General features: G+C 56.3%; 11 protein-coding genes and 4 tRNA genes. 10 read left to right on the top strand and 5 right to left on the bottom strand.

What is annotated here, in order from left to right; genetic code table 11:
• The 9 genes from wzxE to ACMWLG_RS20085 all read left to right on the top strand — a co-directional run bounded on the left by wzxE (position 1) and on the right by ACMWLG_RS20085 (position 6,564).
• Positions 1 to 1,251: a lipid III flippase WzxE gene (gene wzxE, locus ACMWLG_RS20125; protein ID WP_045403877.1), complete on the top strand. Its 1,251-nt coding sequence runs from the start codon at positions 1 to 3 to the stop codon at positions 1,249 to 1,251.
• Entirely contained in the window at positions 1,248 to 2,327 is a 1,080-nt protein-coding gene (locus ACMWLG_RS20120) for a TDP-N-acetylfucosamine:lipid II N-acetylfucosaminyltransferase (RefSeq protein ID WP_045357200.1), read from the top strand. The genes wzxE and ACMWLG_RS20120 overlap by 4 nt, the downstream gene beginning before the upstream one ends.
• Positions 2,324 to 3,676: an ECA oligosaccharide polymerase gene (gene wzyE, locus ACMWLG_RS20115; RefSeq protein WP_023309637.1), complete on the top strand. Its 1,353-nt coding sequence runs from the start codon at positions 2,324 to 2,326 to the stop codon at positions 3,674 to 3,676. The genes ACMWLG_RS20120 and wzyE overlap by 4 nt, the downstream gene beginning before the upstream one ends.
• Positions 3,677 to 3,688: 12 nt before the next feature.
• The gene (gene wecG, locus ACMWLG_RS20110; RefSeq protein ID WP_045403873.1) at positions 3,689 to 4,429 is read left to right on the top strand and encodes a lipopolysaccharide N-acetylmannosaminouronosyltransferase; all 741 of its coding nucleotides are present in this window, start codon (positions 3,689 to 3,691) and stop codon (positions 4,427 to 4,429) included.
• A gap of 197 nt (positions 4,430 to 4,626) precedes the next feature.
• Complete coding sequence (gene thrP / locus ACMWLG_RS20105) at positions 4,627 to 6,012, top strand: bifunctional threonine/serine APC transporter ThrP (RefSeq protein ID WP_045403871.1); 1,386 nt, start codon at positions 4,627 to 4,629, stop codon at positions 6,010 to 6,012.
• A 102-nt stretch (positions 6,013 to 6,114) separates the two neighbouring features.
• A tRNA-Arg gene (locus tag ACMWLG_RS20100) sits at positions 6,115 to 6,191 on the top strand.
• A 67-nt stretch (positions 6,192 to 6,258) separates the two neighbouring features.
• Positions 6,259 to 6,334 (top strand) — tRNA-His (locus ACMWLG_RS20095).
• Between the two features lie 22 nt (positions 6,335 to 6,356).
• Positions 6,357 to 6,442 (top strand) — tRNA-Leu (locus ACMWLG_RS20090).
• A gap of 45 nt (positions 6,443 to 6,487) precedes the next feature.
• Positions 6,488 to 6,564, top strand: a tRNA-Pro gene (locus ACMWLG_RS20085).
• A gap of 507 nt (positions 6,565 to 7,071) precedes the next feature.
• On the opposite strand, the gene ACMWLG_RS20080 is transcribed toward ACMWLG_RS20085, so the two are convergent.
• The 5 genes from ACMWLG_RS20080 to hemC form a co-directional block, all read right to left on the bottom strand.
• On the bottom strand, positions 7,072 to 8,283 hold the full coding sequence (locus ACMWLG_RS20080) for an MFS transporter (protein ID WP_045403868.1): 1,212 nt from the start codon (positions 8,281 to 8,283) through the stop codon (positions 7,072 to 7,074).
• 172 nt (positions 8,284 to 8,455) lie between these two features.
• On the bottom strand, positions 8,456 to 9,655 hold the full coding sequence (hemY, locus tag ACMWLG_RS20075) for a protoheme IX biogenesis protein HemY (protein WP_023309633.1): 1,200 nt from the start codon (positions 9,653 to 9,655) through the stop codon (positions 8,456 to 8,458).
• A gap of 2 nt (positions 9,656 to 9,657) precedes the next feature.
• A complete protein-coding gene (gene hemX, locus ACMWLG_RS20070) occupies positions 9,658 to 10,854 on the bottom strand; it encodes a uroporphyrinogen-III C-methyltransferase (protein ID WP_045357194.1) in 1,197 nt (398 codons plus the stop codon).
• A gap of 20 nt (positions 10,855 to 10,874) precedes the next feature.
• Positions 10,875 to 11,615, bottom strand: coding sequence for a uroporphyrinogen-III synthase (hemD, locus tag ACMWLG_RS20065; RefSeq protein ID WP_045403866.1), 741 nt, complete (start codon positions 11,613 to 11,615; stop codon positions 10,875 to 10,877).
• Positions 11,612 to 12,553, bottom strand: a complete 942-nt coding sequence (gene hemC / locus ACMWLG_RS20060) for a hydroxymethylbilane synthase (RefSeq protein ID WP_045403863.1) — start codon at positions 12,551 to 12,553, stop codon at positions 11,612 to 11,614. Before hemC ends, hemD begins: the two co-directional genes overlap by 4 nt.
• Positions 12,554 to 12,903: 350 nt before the next feature.
• Here hemC and cyaA point away from each other — a divergent pair, with 350 nt between their 5' ends.
• The gene (gene cyaA, locus ACMWLG_RS20055) at positions 12,904 to 15,447 is read left to right on the top strand and encodes a class I adenylate cyclase (protein ID WP_024907978.1); all 2,544 of its coding nucleotides are present in this window, start codon (positions 12,904 to 12,906) and stop codon (positions 15,445 to 15,447) included.
• The last annotated feature ends 49 nt before the right edge of the window (positions 15,448 to 15,496 follow it).

Here is a 15,496-nt window from a genome sequence, read left to right as displayed (position 1 = left end):
ATGTCTCTGGCAAAAGCATCGGTGTGGACCGCCGCGTCCACGCTTGTAAAAATTGGCGCCGGTCTGCTGGTCGTCAAGCTGCTGGCCGTCTCATTTGGCCCCTCTGGCGTGGGGCTGGCGGGTAATTTCCGCCAGCTCGTTACCGTCCTTGGCGTGCTGGCCGGCGCCGGTATTTTCAACGGCGTCACCAAATACGTTGCGCAGTATCACGATGATGCGGCTCAGCTGCGCAGGGTGGTGGGCACCTCTTCGGCGATGGTCACGGGTTTTTCGACCCTGATGGCGGTTGTCTTTCTGCTGGCGGCGGCGCCCATCAGCCAGGGATTGTTCGGGCACCCCCATTATCAGGGGCTGGTGCGTCTGGTCGCGTTGGTTCAGATGGGCATTGCCTGGGCAAACCTGCTGCTGGCGCTGATGAAAGGTTTTCGTGATGCCGCCGGGAACGCGCTTGCCTTAATCCTGGGCAGCGTCATCGGCGTGATTGCCTATTACTTCTGCTATCGCCTTGGCGGCTATGAAGGCGCGCTGCTGGGGCTTGCGCTGGTCCCGGCCCTGGTTGTTGTGCCTGCGGCATTTATGCTGATGCGTCGGGGCGTCATCCCTCTGAGCTACCTGAAACCGCAATGGGACACGATGCTTGCCAGCCAGCTGGGTAAATTTACCCTGATGGCGCTCATCACCTCCGTCACGCTGCCGGTAGCCTACGTGATGATGCGAAACCTGCTGGCGGCGCATTATAGCTGGGATGAAGTCGGGATTTGGCAGGGCGTGAGCAGCATTTCCGATGCATACCTCCAATTTATAACGGCTTCCTTTAGCGTCTATTTGCTGCCAACCTTATCGCGCCTGACGTCCAGACAAGAAATTACGCGCGAGATTTTCCGATCTCTGCGCTTTGTGCTGCCTGCCGTCGCGGCGGCCAGCTTTACCGTCTGGTTACTGCGCGATGTCGCCATCTGGCTGCTGTTCTCGGCGAAGTTCACCGCCATGCGCGATCTCTTTGCATGGCAGCTGGTGGGTGATGTGCTGAAAGTGGGGGCTTACGTTTTCGGCTATCTGGTGATTGCAAAAGCGTCCCTGCGGCTGTATATCCTGGCGGAAATTAGCCAGTTTGCGTTACTGACAGCATTTTCACACTGGCTGATACCCTCGCACGGTGCGCTGGGGGCGGCTCAGGCCTACATGGCAACCTATATCGTTTATTTCGCCGCCTGTTGCGGCGTATTTTTATTGTGGCGTAAACGCGCATGACTGCACTGATTCACATCCTGGGATCGGATATCCCACACCATAACCAGACCGTTTTGCGGTTCTTCAACGACGAGCTGGCATCGGGTAATCCTGATGCGCGTGAGTTTATGGTTGCAGGTCAGGATAAAGGCCTGAGCGAGGCGTTTCCGGCGCTGACGATTCGCTTCTGGCCGGATAAGGCCGCGCTGGCGAAGGCGGTCATTGCCAAAGCCAAAGCGGACCGTAAGCAACGTTTCTTTTTCCACGGGCAGTTCAATACCGGCCTGTGGCTGGCACTGCTCAGCGGGGGGATTAAACCCTCCCAGTGCAGCTGGCATATCTGGGGAGCCGATCTCTACGAAGTCTCCCGCGGCTGGAAATTCCGTCTTTTCTATCCGCTGCGGCGCATGGCGCAGGGGCGCGTAGGCTGTGTGTTTGCCACCCGCGGCGATCTCAACTATTTTGCTAAACAGCACCCGAACGTGCGCGGAGAACTACTCTATTTCCCGACCCGCATGGATCCGGCGCTGAACGCCATGGCGAATGACGCGGTGCGTGAAGGCAAGCTGACGATCCTGGTGGGGAATTCCGGCGATCGTAGTAACGAACACGTCGCGGCGCTCAGGGCGGTGTATCAGCAGTTTGGCGACACGGTGAACGTGGTGGTGCCGATGGGCTATCCCGCCAACAACGACGCTTATATTGCTGACGTTCGCCAACAAGGGCTTGCGCTGTTTAGTGCAGAAAACTTGCACATCCTTAGCGATAAGCTGGAATTTGATGAATATCTTGCGCTGCTGAGAAAATGCGATCTTGGCTATTTCATCTTCGCCCGACAGCAGGGAATCGGCACGCTGTGTCTGCTGATTCAGGCGGGTGTACCGTGCGTGCTCAACCGCGACAACCCGTTCTGGCAGGACATGGCCGAGCAGCATATTCCTGTGCTGTTTACCTCAGACACGCTGAATGTCGAGGTGGTTCGGGAAGCCCAACGCCAGCTCACGCTGGTGGATAAAAATAGCATCGATTTCTTCAGCCCGAATTACCTCACGCCGTGGCACCGTGCGCTGCGTATCGCTTCAGGAGACAACGCATGAGTCAGTTGCAATTCAGCGGCTTACTGGTTGTCTGGCTTCTGAGCACCCTGTTTATTGCCACGCTTACCTGGTTTGAATTCCGCCGGGTACGTTTCAACTTTAACGTTTTCTTCTCGTTACTGTTTCTGCTGACCTTCTTTTTCGGCTTCCCGCTGACCAGCATTCTGGTCTTTCGTTTCGACGTGAGCGTCGCGCCGCCGGAAATCCTGCTCCAGGCGCTTCTGGCGGCAACCTGCTTCTATGCCGTCTACTACGTCACCTATAAAACGCGTCTTCGTTCAGCGCAGGCTGCTGCCCCGCGCCGGCCGCTTTTTACCATGAATCGGGTGGAAACCCACCTGACGTGGGTGATGCTGATGACCATCGCCCTGGTCAGCGTCGGTATCTTCTTCATGCATAACGGCTTTCTGCTGTTTAAGCTCCACTCCTACAGCCAGATTTTTTCGGCCGAAGTCTCGGGCGTGGCGCTTAAGCGTTTCTTCTACTTCTTCATTCCGGCGATGCTGGTGGTCTTTTTCCTGCGCCAGGACAGCAAAGCGTGGCTGTTTTTCCTGGTCAGCACCGTCGCGTTTGGCATTCTGACCTACATGATTGTGGGCGGCACGCGCGCGAACATTATCATCGCCTTCGCCATCTTCCTGTTTATCGGCATCATCCGCGGCTGGATCTCGCTGTGGATGCTGGTTGCGGCAGGCGTGTTTGGCATTGTCGGGATGTTCTGGCTGGCGCTGAAGCGCTACGGCATGAACGTGGCGGGGGATGAGGCGTTTTACACGTTCCTCTACCTGACGCGCGATACTTTCTCCCCATGGGAAAATCTGGCATTGCTGCTGCAAAATTACGACAAGATTGATTTCCAGGGGCTGGCGCCGATTGTTCGCGACTTCTACGTCTTTATCCCTTCCTGGCTATGGCCGGACCGGCCTGGCGTGGTGCTTAACACGGCAAATTACTTTACCTGGGAAGTGCTGAACAACCATTCCGGTCTGGCAATCTCGCCAACGCTGATTGGTTCCCTGGTGGTGATGGGGGGGGCGTGGTTCATTCTGCCCGGTGCAGTTGCCGTTGGGCTGATTATCAAGTGGTTTGACTGGCTTTATCTGCGCGGCAATGAAGAGACCAACCGCTATAAAGCCGCCATTTTGCACAGTTTCTGCTTTGGTGCCATTTTCAATATGATCGTTCTGGCGCGCGAAGGGCTGGACTCGTTCGTGTCGCGCGTGGTGTTCTTCATGGTCGTTTTCGGCCTCTGCCTGTTGCTGGCCAAACTGTTGTACTGGCTATTTGACAGCGCAGGGCTCGTGCACAAGCGCGAGCGGCAGGGCAGCACAACGCTGTCGCAAGTCTGAGTAAGGATAGTAATGACTGATAAAATTTCTGCACCGCGCTACGCGCTACGTGGCCTGCAGCTTATTGGCTGGCGCGACATGCAGCACGCGCTGGACTTTCTGTTCGCCGACGGCCAGATGAAATCCGGTACGCTGGTGGCCATCAACGCGGAAAAAATGCTGGCGGTTGAGGATAATGCGGAAGTCAAAAGCCTGATTGAAGCGGCTGAATTTAAATACGCGGACGGGATCAGCGTAGTTCGCTCTATCCGTAAAAAGTATCCTGACGCTAATGTATCCCGCGTGGCGGGGGCCGATCTCTGGGAGCAGCTTATGGCCCGCGCCGGTGTGCAGGGTACGCCCGTGTTCCTGATTGGCGGAAAGCCGGAGATACTGGCCCAGACGGAGGAGAAACTGCGTCGTCAATGGAATGTTAATATTGTCGGCAGCCAGAATGGTTACTTCAAACCGGAAGAGCGACAGGCTCTGTTTGAACGCGTTCGTGACAGCGGGGCGAAAATTGTCACCGTGGCGATGGGTTCCCCGCGTCAGGAGATCCTGATGCGTGACTGCCGTCTGGTCTGTCCTGATGCCCTCTACATGGGCGTCGGCGGCACGTACGACGTCTTTACCGGCCACGTTAAGCGTGCGCCAAAGGTCTGGCAAAATCTGGGGCTGGAGTGGCTGTACCGCCTGCTATCGCAACCGACGCGCATCAAACGACAGATCCGTCTGTTACGCTACCTCGCCTGGCATTACACCGGGAAAATGTAATCAAAATGTAGCGCGATATGCTATTCGCGCTGCAACTCGCCTGCAAAACTGCTGATAATCTGTGCAATGCATTCATTTTTTTAATGCATCGTTTGCCATTTGGCAGATTTTAGGAAACCATTCGCTCCGTATTTTAGTACCCCTAAAAAACAATACCCGGTATTAAGCCGGGAAATAGCAAACACAATCGAGGATCTATGGCAGAGAAACAACCGGAGCTACAGCGTGGGCTGGAAGCTCGTCATATTGAACTGATAGCGCTGGGCGGCACTATCGGCGTAGGCCTGTTTATGGGCTCCGCAAGCACGCTCAAATGGGCAGGCCCTTCCGTATTACTGGCGTATATTATCGCCGGGCTGTTTGTTTTCTTCATTATGCGTTCCATGGGCGAAATGCTCTTCCTGGAGCCGGTAACCGGCTCTTTCGCCGTTTACGCGCATCGCTATATGAGCCCCTTCTTCGGCTACCTGACGGCCTGGTCATACTGGTTTATGTGGATGGCGGTGGGCATCTCAGAGATCACCGCGATAGGGGTCTACGTCCAGTTCTGGTTCCCGGACATGGTCCAGTGGATACCCGCGCTCATTGCCGTGGGGCTGGTGGCGCTGGCAAACCTGGCAGCCGTGCGCCTTTACGGTGAAATTGAGTTCTGGTTCGCAATGATCAAAGTCACCACGATTATCGTGATGATTGTCGTCGGCCTGGGCGTGATTTTCTTCGGCTTTGGCAACGGTGGACACGCTATCGGTTTTGGCAACCTGACCGAAAACGGCGGCTTCTTTGCCGGCGGCTGGAAGGGCTTCCTGACGGCGCTGTGTATCGTTGTGGCCTCGTATCAGGGCGTGGAGCTGATTGGTATTACCGCCGGTGAAGCGAAAAACCCGCAGGTCACGCTGCGTAGCGCGGTGGGCAAAGTGCTGTGGCGCATCCTGATTTTCTATGTGGGCGCGATCTTCGTCATCGTGACCATCTTCCCATGGAACGAAATTGGCACGACGGGTAGCCCGTTTGTTTTAACCTTCGCCAAAATTGGTATCACGGCGGCGGCGGGCATCATCAACTTTGTGGTCCTGACGGCAGCGCTGTCAGGCTGTAACAGCGGGATGTACAGCTGCGGGCGTATGCTCTATGCGCTTTCGAAGAATAACCAGCTGCCTGCGGCGATGAGTAAAGTCTCACGTGCCGGCGTACCGGTGGCGGGTGTGGCGGTCTCCATTGTAATCCTGCTGATTGGCTCTTGCCTGAATTACATCATTCCTAACCCGCAGCGCGTATTCGTTTACGTCTACAGCGCCAGCGTACTGCCGGGCATGGTGCCGTGGTTTGTTATCCTCATCAGCCAGCTACGTTTCCGGCATGCGCATAAAAAAGCGATCGAAAGCCATCCGTTCCGCTCAATTCTGTTCCCCTATGCGAACTATTTGACGATGGCGTTCCTGATTTGCGTATTAATCGGCATGTACTTTAATGAAGATACCCGCATGTCGCTGTTTGTCGGGATGATCTTCCTGGCGGCTGTGACGACCGCATATAAGCTTTTTGGCCTGGGTCGCCGCGGCACCACGCAGAAAGTGGAGGAATAAGCGGCAAAATGTGCAAACCATAACCAAACGCGCATTTTTTTCAAAAAAGCACTAGACAGCGGGGACGGAGGTACGTAATATCCAGCCCCGCAACGGCGCTAAGCGCCCGTAGCTCAGCTGGATAGAGCGCTGCCCTCCGGAGGCAGAGGTCTCAGGTTCGAATCCTGTCGGGCGCGCCATTTTAGTCCCGGCGCTAGAGCTGCGGTGGTCTGAGAAGTAGTCAGTACCGCGTGAAAGAATACAGTGGTGGCTATAGCTCAGTTGGTAGAGCCCTGGATTGTGATTCCAGTTGTCGTGGGTTCGAATCCCATTAGCCACCCCATTATTTGAAAGAGTTGTGAATTGCGAAGGTGGCGGAATTGGTAGACGCGCTAGCTTCAGGTGTTAGTGTCCTTTGGATGTGGGGGTTCGAGTCCCCCCCCTCGCACCACGACTTTTTAAATGAATTGAACTAAAAATTCAAAAAGCAGTACATCGGCGAGTAGCGCAGCTTGGTAGCGCAACTGGTTTGGGACCAGTGGGTCGGAGGTTCGAATCCTCTCTCGCCGACCAATTTTGAACCCCGCTTCGGCGGGGTTTTTTGTTTTCTGCGGCTTCTCATCCCTGTAGTCATTCTCCGACAGCGTCCTTTTTCATTGTCGCAATCCAGCGACATACAACTCATTGAAAGTTAGATAAAAAAACATTTATGGGTTTTGCTGTCTCCTCCTGGCGACATATTCCCGCCTTTTCCCGATACGTTGTCGCGCTTAAGACGGCGCTTAGCAGCATAATTTCCTTTTATCTTAAAATGTTGCGTCATGTAAAAGTTCTGGGTGTTATGTTGGCACGTTACGTGCAATAATATGCGTGTAGATGCTCATTCCATCTCTTATGTTCGCCTTAGTGCCTCATAAACTCAGGAATGACGCAGAGCCATTTACGGTGCTTATCGTCCACTGACAGATGTCGCTTCGGCCTCATCAGACACCATGGACACAACGTTGAGTGAAGCACCAAATATGTTGTCTTACAGACCTGTTTTGACGCCTGCTTTTATAGCAGGCGTTTTTTTATGCCTTATTCCCGATACAAGCGCATGATCAGGGCAACCATCAGCAGGGCCGATGCAGAGACAGCATAGAGCGCCTGTACTGAGCCAAACCCTGAAGCCACCGCCGCTGCAATGCCGGTGAAAAGAGAGGCGCTGAGCGTTTGCCAGCGCCAGGCTTTACCGCTGGCCGAAGCGGTTTGCGTGAGAGGAAAACTACTGAGTACCCCAAACGTGCCCGCTGCGAAGAGAACATTCGAGGCCAGATGCGCGATAAAGATCATCCCCAGCGCACATACTGTCCACCCGGACAAAAACGGCAGCATGCCATAAGCGGCCAGAAAGATGCTCAGGCAAACGATTATTCGTGGCGTGTGGGCCGCAAAGCGCGTCAGGCTCTCTTTTTTTAGCAGCAGGGGGCCACTAAGCTGCCCCAGACTTCTCGCGAAAAGCAAAGGCAAAGCAAGGCCCGCCGCATCCTGAGGACGGAGCTGCTGGGCCAGTGCCGGAAGAAGCGCCATCGCCGGTGAGCCGACGGCGGCCAGCGCCGGCAGGATGAGCAGGCTGCGTTTCTGCCGAACGGTCAACGCCTGCCAGCGTAATGTTGCAGCATCCCCCTTTTCCATAGTGGTGGGGCCTGGTGTCGGAGAAAACCGGCGCCCAGCCAGCCATAGCAGTACTAATGAGCCCAGAAAGCTCGCGGCATCAATGGCCAGTAGGGTAAACACGGATGTCTTCTGAAACAGCACCACGCCGAGTCCGGTCCCTAATAACACCTGAGAAGCGAAAATCACATTTTCCAGACAGGTTGCAGCGGGCAGCTCTGCTTCGCTAAGTCCTCGCTTAAAGAGCAATGTCAGCGCGGGCCAGCTCATCCCGCTGAGCAGGGCTTCGGTGGATTGCACGGCGAGCAATGCGGCAACGCTGTGGTAACCCACGCCAAGCAGAGGAAAGAGCAGGGCGAGCAAGCCCAGCCCCTCGGTCAGTATCAGCAGGGATATCGGCGAAAAGCGTGAGCACAGCTTCTCACCGAAGATACTGCCGATGAAACCTGGTACCGTAGCGAAAAGAAAAGCGAGAGTGAGCAGAGCGGGCGGGGCTGACCACGCTAGCAGCAAACCGAAGACCACAACCTGGGTTAGACCATTCCCCAGTGACGAAAAGATAAAAGCACAGGCAAGCAGGCGCAGCCAGCGGTGGCAGCGCAGCGCCTGGATAAGCGCATACAAAAGCGAGTTCATTGAGATTTCCTTTCAAAAACGATTTAGTCCACGCTGCAAAATGTGCGCGTGTGTGAAAAAAGGTTAATGAAAAGACATCGTTACATTGGCGGATTCGTTTGCGGATGTGGGTGCAAAGAATGTAGCAGGAGAAAGGCGATAAAAAAAGGAGGCCCTCTGGCCTCCTTTTTATTTACTGCTGCGTACCGTTATTTTGCAGCGTTAGCAGCAATCCGTCACGCCGCATGGCGGCTGCCTCTTCCGGCTTATGCTGCTTGTCCAGCGTATCGGCAAGCCACGCGTAGTCAAACGCGTCCGGACGCTGTTTCAGCGCCGCACGGAAGGCGAGGCTCGCCTCCTGCCATTCGCCATGCTTCATTAACGACTGACCGAGGGTGCTCCACAGCAGCGGACGATCGCCGACGCTTTTAATCTGCTGACGCAGCACTTTTTCGATTTGCTCAGGATTATTGGTTTTCAGGCGCGGGATCACCATCACCAGACGATCGTCATACTGGCGCTTCAGGCCGTCGAGGAGGATCTCCTGAGCCGTGTCATGATCGTCACATTCAATAAGATGTTCCGCCATGGCGACCTGCAGAGGAACCTGCTGGCGCGTCTTACGGCTCTGATTCTTCCACCACGTTTTCAGACCGTCGCTGCCCAGGTCGGCGCGCGCCTGATCCATCAGGCCAATCCATGCCAGACGCTGCAGCTCATCACGATGTTCATCGTCGCCCACCTCGGCTTTCGCCATCGACGGAATGATGTCCAGCAGCGAGCCCCAGGCGCCGGTACGAATATACGCCTGCTCGGCAAGACGCAGCACTTCCGGATGACGTGGCGCAACTTCCAGCAGGCGATCGATACCGTGGCGAGCCGCGTGGTTCTCATTGCGTGCCAGCTGCAGGCGGACGCGGGTAATTTCCACAGGAATTGGGTCACCGGACGCCAGCTCTGCCGCCCGCTCCAGATGCTGATTAGCGCGGGCTTCGTCACCGCGCTGCTGCGCCGCTTCGGCTGCGAGCAGATAATTCACCACCGGCTGTTCAGCATGGTCAGCGTTTTTCGACATCAGCTTTTCAACCTGCTGATAGTCACCCTCAGCAAGCTTAAGCAGCGCCTGCTCGGTTTGTTTACGGGCGCGGCGGCGTTTACGTCCAACGAACCAGCCGCGCGTGTGGGCACCGGTGCGGAAAATGCGGCGCAGGATCCACTCGATCGCAAACAGCACCACCACGCCGAGGATCAGAATGATCGTCAGGCCGGTTACGCTGGTTTCAATGTTGTAGTTATCGGTCTGGATCAGGACGTAACCCTGATGGCCCGCAAGCATGGGGCCCAGCACGATCCCGGCGATCAGCAGGATGAAGAGTAAGAGAACTTTTAGCATCATTACTCTCCTTGCGGTGCGCTTTCAGGCGCCGGAGCCGGGGCAGGTGCCGCTCCGCCCGACGGCTCTGCCGGTACGCCCGGCTGCGCCAGCAGGTTACGTACGCGCGTCTGCATCAGTTTCTCCAGAATCGGCTGGCTGGCCAGCTTATCCGGCACGTTCATGGTGATGTTCTGCTGGCTCAGCTTATCAATGTCTTCGAGGAAGGCGGTGGTCGTCGCATCATCGGTGTTGTAGTAGGCGCGTACCCACGTTGAGACGTTATCCAGCGCCTGTTTGTAGGTCTCTTCCTGATGACGCGGCACGGCCTGAGCCGCCACCAGCAGGCGGGAACGGATGTTCTCGCGCAGATAGATATCCTGGTTCGGCGCCAGCAGCGGCACGGCGGTTTCGTCGCGACGGCGGATAGTGATGAAGCTGTCCATAAAGTTCTGCCAGCTTTTCTGCAGGTTTATGCGCCATTCGCTCAGGGAGCTGGAAAGCTCGGTACCGTCGGAATCCATCGGGGAGTCGTCGTCGTTATTATCCGCCAGCTGCAGGTTATCAATCTGATTCGACAGCTGGTTCACCTTGAGGATAATGCCGTCGTAATCCACCTGCGAGACGGCGGAGAGGCTGGCGATGTCTTCGGTGATCGCGCGACGTGCGGTAATGAGGCTCGGGTCGTTCATGTCTGCCAGGCTCGCATCGGCGCTTTTCAGCAGCGCGGCGGCAGTGGTGACGTCCTGATCGCTCCAGAGCTTACGTCCTGCGAGCTTCACCAGGAAGTCAGCCTGCGAGAGCAGCCAGGTTTTGGCATCGGTACCGGAAATCGTGGCGACTTTCTGCTGCACGTCGCCCAGCTGTTTAGCCAGCTCTTCCTGTTTGCTGTTCGCCTCGGCAAGCGCGGCGGCCTGCTGCTTAATCACCGTTTCCAGCTCGGTTTTCTGCGTCTCCTGCGCTTTTTGCAGGGCAGTGAGCTGATTCACCAGCGCATCGCTGGTGGACGTCTGGTTAGCGCCCTGTTGCTTCACCAGGCCGTACAGGCCAACCCCTGCAGCCAGCGCAATGGCGATGGCAATCGCGCTCAGCGCGAGGCTCGTTTTGTTGCTGCCGTTTTTCTTCTCAGCGGTTTTCTCTGTCGTCTCTGGCTGTGGCGTCGTTTCCACAGTCTCCCTGGTCTCTTCAACCACGGCGGAGGATTTGTCGTGTTCCGTCATTATGGCTTCCCATTTGAGAGTTATTGTAATGCGCGCAGCAGCGCATCGTTGTCGGCGTTATCAGCGATCTGAATATCCTGCCAGCCCAGTTCCCGGGCCTGGTACGCCAGACGCTCACTGACGACCAGAAGCCGACAGCGGAGTAACCAGTTTTCGCGATACCAGAGCGGTATCAGCGACCAAAGCTGTTGTAACATTTCACCGCTGGTGACCACCAGCGTATTAATGCCGCGCGCGTGCCAGCGCATCGCCTCTTCCGCGCCATCGTAGTGTTTTGCACAACGCTGATAGCACTCAGTGAACGTCACGTCTGCACCACGTTCACGCAGCGTTTCGCCCAACAGTTCGCGGCCACCATTACCGCGCAAAATGAGCGCGCGCTTTCCGGCAATAGTTTGTAATTCAGGTAATTGTAGCAAGACTTCACTGATTTCCCGATCTAACGGGTAACAAACGTCCACGCTGCTTACGGTATGCAGCGCCAGTGCCGTTGTGCGGCCAATCGCGAAATAGCGGGGGGCGGCTGGCCAGGTCAAACCCTGCTGTTGCAGCTGCGCGTGGGCAAATTCCACGGCATGTTGCGACAGCGCAAACAGCAGGTCGCCTTCTTGAAGAGTATTCATCTGGTCGGCGAGCGCGGAGAGCTCCCGACCGGGGGAGAATTCAATGAGCGGAAAACTCCAGGCCACCTGCCCCAGTGCGCGCAGACGGCTCACTAACTGCTCTCCTGCGGGAGAAGGGCGGGTGACAAGAATACTCATGCAGGGGGCTCTCCATTATAAACGTCAGCCAGAATCTCGCGGGCGCCGTTATCCAGCAGCTCTTCCGCCAGCGACACGCCAAGCTGCTCGGCATCTTGCGCTTTACCGCGACGTTCGCCGCGTACCATCTGCGAACCGTCCGGGGCGCCCACCAGCGCGCGCAGCCACAGTTCGCCTTCTGTTAATTCAGCATAGCTGCCAATCGGTACCTGGCATCCCCCTTCGAGGCGGGTATTCATCGCACGCTCGGCTTTTACGCGAATAGCGGTCTCGTCATGGTTCAGCGGCGCGAGCAGTTCGCGGGTACGCGCATCGTCCAGACGACACTCGATGCCGACGGCACCCTGGCCCACGGCCGGCAGCGACAGCTCTGGCGGCATCGCCACGCGAATGCGCGACTCCAGCCCCAGACGCTTCAGGCCGGCAACGGCGAGGATAATGGCATCGTAATCGCCGTTATCCAGCTTGCCCAGACGCGTGCCGACGTTACCGCGCAGCGAGCGAATGATCAGGTCAGGACGGCGCTCTGCCAGCTGACACTGACGGCGTAAACTGGACGTGCCAACCACGCTACCCTCCGGCAGCGCGTCGAGCGAGTCATAGTGGTTAGAGACAAACGCATCACGCGGATCTTCGCGCTCGCAGATGGTCACCAGCCCCAGTCCTTCCGGGAACTCGACGGGCACGTCTTTCATTGAATGTACGGCGATATCGGCGCGGTTCTCAAGCAATGCCAGTTCCAGTTCTTTGACAAACAGGCCTTTGCCACCCACTTTCGCCAGCGGCGTATCGAGGATCACGTCACCGCGCGTGACCATCGGCACCAGCTCGACGCGCAATCCACTGTGGCAGGCTTCAAGGCGCTGCTTCACATAATGTGCCTGCCAGAGCGCGAGAGGGCTTTGGCGTGTGGCAATTCTCAAAACATTGTCTAACATGCTTGTTACCGTCATTATCAATCGCTAACCATCCTAACATTGTTGACTCTGGGATGGCAGTTTTACGGTTGATGAAGCGCGAGAGGGACAGGGCGGCGTATTCGTCAGCCATAGCCGTATTCAGGAATTTACACGTACAGAACGGTGCTACACTTGTATGTAGCGCATCTTTCTTTACGGTCAACCGGCAAGGTGTTAAATTGATCACGTTTTAGACCATTTTTTCGTCGGTACCACCAAAAATGATAAGGGCGAAAAAGGGTAACGGTTATCTTTTTGAAATACTGCGGGTCCGCTGTTTTTCGTGTTTTGAATAGCTTGCGACACCCGGAAACATCAGGCGATACGTCTTGTACCTCTATATTGAGACTCTGAAACAGAGACTGGATGCCATTAATCAACTGCGTGTGGATCGCGCGCTTGCTGCCATGGGCCCTGCTTTCCAGCAGGTATACAGTCTGCTGCCGACATTATTGCACTATCACCATCCGCTGATGCCTGGCTACCTTGACGGTAACGTTCCCCAGGGCATTTGCCTTTTCACGCCTGATGAAACCCAACAGCATTACCTCAACGAACTGGAACTCTACCGCGGCATGCCGCCACAGGAGTCTCCAAAAGGTGAACTACCGATTACCGGCGTTTACTCTATGGGGAGCACCTCATCGGTAGGGCAAAGCTGTTCTTCGGACCTGGACATCTGGGTCTGCCATCAGTCCTGGCTCGATAACGAAGAGCGTCAGCTGCTGCAGCGTAAATGCAGCCTGCTGGAGAGCTGGGCTGCATCGCTCGGTGTGGAAGTGAGCTTCTTCCTGATTGATGAAAACCGTTTCCGCCATAACGAAAGCGGCAGTCTGGGTGGTGAGGACTGCGGCTCGACTCAGCACATCTTACTGTTGGATGAATTTTACCGTACTGCCGTGCGTCTGGCCGGGAAGCGTATTCTGTGGAATATGGTCCCGTGCGAAGAAGAAGAGCATTACGATGACTACGTCATGTCGCTTTACGCGCAGGGCGTACTGACGCCAAACGAATGGCTGGACCTCGGCGGTCTGAGCTCTCTGTCAGCAGAAGAGTACTTTGGCGCAAGCCTCTGGCAGCTCTATAAAAGTATCGACTCGCCGTACAAAGCGGTGCTGAAAACGCTGCTGCTGGAAGCCTATTCCTGGGAATACCCCACGCCTCGCCTGCTGGCGAAAGATATCAAGCAACGTCTGCACGACGGGGAGATCGTCTCCTTCGGGCTGGACGCCTACTGCATGATGCTGGAGCGCGTGACCGAATACCTGAAAGCCATTGATGACACCACGCGTCTTGACCTGGTGCGTCGATGTTTCTATCTCAAAGTCTGTGAGAAATTGAGCCGCGAGCGCGCCTGCGTGGGCTGGCGTCGTGAAGTGGTCAGTCAGTTAGTGAAAGAGTGGGGATGGGACGAAGCGCGTCTGTCCATGCTCGACAACCGGGCCAACTGGAAAATCGATCAGGTGCGTGAAGCGCACAACGAACTGCTCGATGCGATGATGCAAAGCTATCGTAACCTGATCCGCTTTGCGCGCCGTAACAACCTCAGCGTTTCCGCCAGCCCGCAGGACATCGGGGTATTAACCCGTAAGCTGTATGCCGCGTTTGAAGCGCTGCCGGGTAAAGTCACCCTGGTTAACCCGCAGATTTCGCCAGACCTGTCAGAACCGAATCTGACCTTTATCTACGTGCCGCCGGGCCGCGCAAACCGCACCGGGTGGTATCTGTATAACCGTGCGCCAAGCATGGACTCAATCATCAGCCATCAGCCGCTGGAGTATAACCGCTACCTGAACAAGCTGGTGGCCTGGGCCTGGTTTAACGGCCTGCTGACCTCGCGCACGCGCCTGTTTATCAAAGGCAACGAGGTGGTTGATCTCGCTAAGCTGCAGGAGATGGTCGCGGATGTGTCGCACCACTTCCCGCTGCGTCTGCCTGCCCCAACGCCGAAAGCGCTCTACAGCCCGTGCGAGATTCGCCATCTGGCGATTATCGTCAACCTGGAATACGACCCGACGGCGGCCTTCCGCAATCAGGTAGTTCACTTTGACTTCCGCAAGCTGGACGTCTTCAGCTTTGGCGAGCAGCAAAACTGCCTGGTGGGCAGCGTGGATCTGCTGTACCGCAACTCGTGGAACGAAGTGCGTACCCTGCATTTCAACGGCGAGCAGGCGATGATCGAAGCGCTGAAAACGATTCTCGGCAAGATGCACCAGGATGCCGCACCGCCGGACAGCGTTGAGGTGTTCTGCTACAGCCAGCACCTGCGCGGTTTAATTCGTACCCGCGTGCAGCAGCTGGTTTCTGAGTGTATCGAACTGCGTCTCTCCAGTACCCGTCAGGAAACCGGGCGCTTTAAAGCGCTGCGCGTCTCCGGCCAGACCTGGGGCCTGTTCTTCGAACGCCTGAACGTGTCGGTACAGAAGCTGGAAAACGCCATCGAGTTCTACGGCGCGATTTCACACAACAAGCTGCATGGCCTGTCGGTGCAGGTGGAAACCAACCACGTTAAGCTCCCGCAGGTGGTGGACGGATTCGCCAGCGAAGGGATTATTCAGTTCTTCTTTGAAGAGTCGGGCGACGATGCCGGGTTCAACATCTACATTCTGGATGAAACCAACCGCGCCGAGGTGTATCACCACTGTGAAGGCAGTAAAGAGGAGCTGGTGCGCGACGTCAGCCGCTTCTACTCCTCTTCGCATGACCGTTTCACCTACGGCTCAAGCTTTATCAACTTTAACCTGCCGCAGTTCTACCAGATTGTGAACGTCGACGGTCGTACGCAGGTGATCCCGTTCCGCACCCAGGCCGTAACGCCTGCCGCGCCTGCCAATCAGGACACCGCGCCGCTGCTGCAACAGTATTTCTCCTGAGCCTTTTCGCTAGCCCGGTGGCGGCTACGCCTTACCGGGCCTACAACAG

The organism is Enterobacter sp. 01-M-02-SI-ECC (genome assembly GCF_047530595.1).
GTDB classification, from domain to species: domain Bacteria; phylum Pseudomonadota; class Gammaproteobacteria; order Enterobacterales; family Enterobacteriaceae; genus Enterobacter; species Enterobacter cloacae_M.
This window is presented reverse-complemented; position numbering and strand designations above follow the sequence as displayed.

Excerpts from the sequence above, each read along its gene's own strand:
- wzxE (WP_045403877.1), top strand. The coding sequence starts at position 1 with ATGTCTCTGGCAAAAGCATCGGTGTGGACCGCCGCGTCCACGCTTGTA.
- hemC (WP_045403863.1), bottom strand. The coding sequence starts at position 12,553 with ATGTTAGACAATGTTTTGAGAATTGCCACACGCCAAAGCCCTCTCGCG.
- hemY (WP_023309633.1), bottom strand. The coding sequence starts at position 9,655 with ATGCTAAAAGTTCTCTTACTCTTCATCCTGCTGATCGCCGGGATCGTG.
- wecG (WP_045403873.1), top strand. The coding sequence starts at position 3,689 with ATGACTGATAAAATTTCTGCACCGCGCTACGCGCTACGTGGCCTGCAG.
- ACMWLG_RS20080 (WP_045403868.1), bottom strand. The coding sequence starts at position 8,283 with ATGAACTCGCTTTTGTATGCGCTTATCCAGGCGCTGCGCTGCCACCGC.
- wzyE (WP_023309637.1), top strand. The coding sequence starts at position 2,324 with ATGAGTCAGTTGCAATTCAGCGGCTTACTGGTTGTCTGGCTTCTGAGC.
- ACMWLG_RS20120 (WP_045357200.1), top strand. The coding sequence starts at position 1,248 with ATGACTGCACTGATTCACATCCTGGGATCGGATATCCCACACCATAAC.
- hemX (WP_045357194.1), bottom strand. The coding sequence starts at position 10,854 with ATGACGGAACACGACAAATCCTCCGCCGTGGTTGAAGAGACCAGGGAG.
- hemD (WP_045403866.1), bottom strand. The coding sequence starts at position 11,615 with ATGAGTATTCTTGTCACCCGCCCTTCTCCCGCAGGAGAGCAGTTAGTG.
- thrP (WP_045403871.1), top strand. The coding sequence starts at position 4,627 with ATGGCAGAGAAACAACCGGAGCTACAGCGTGGGCTGGAAGCTCGTCAT.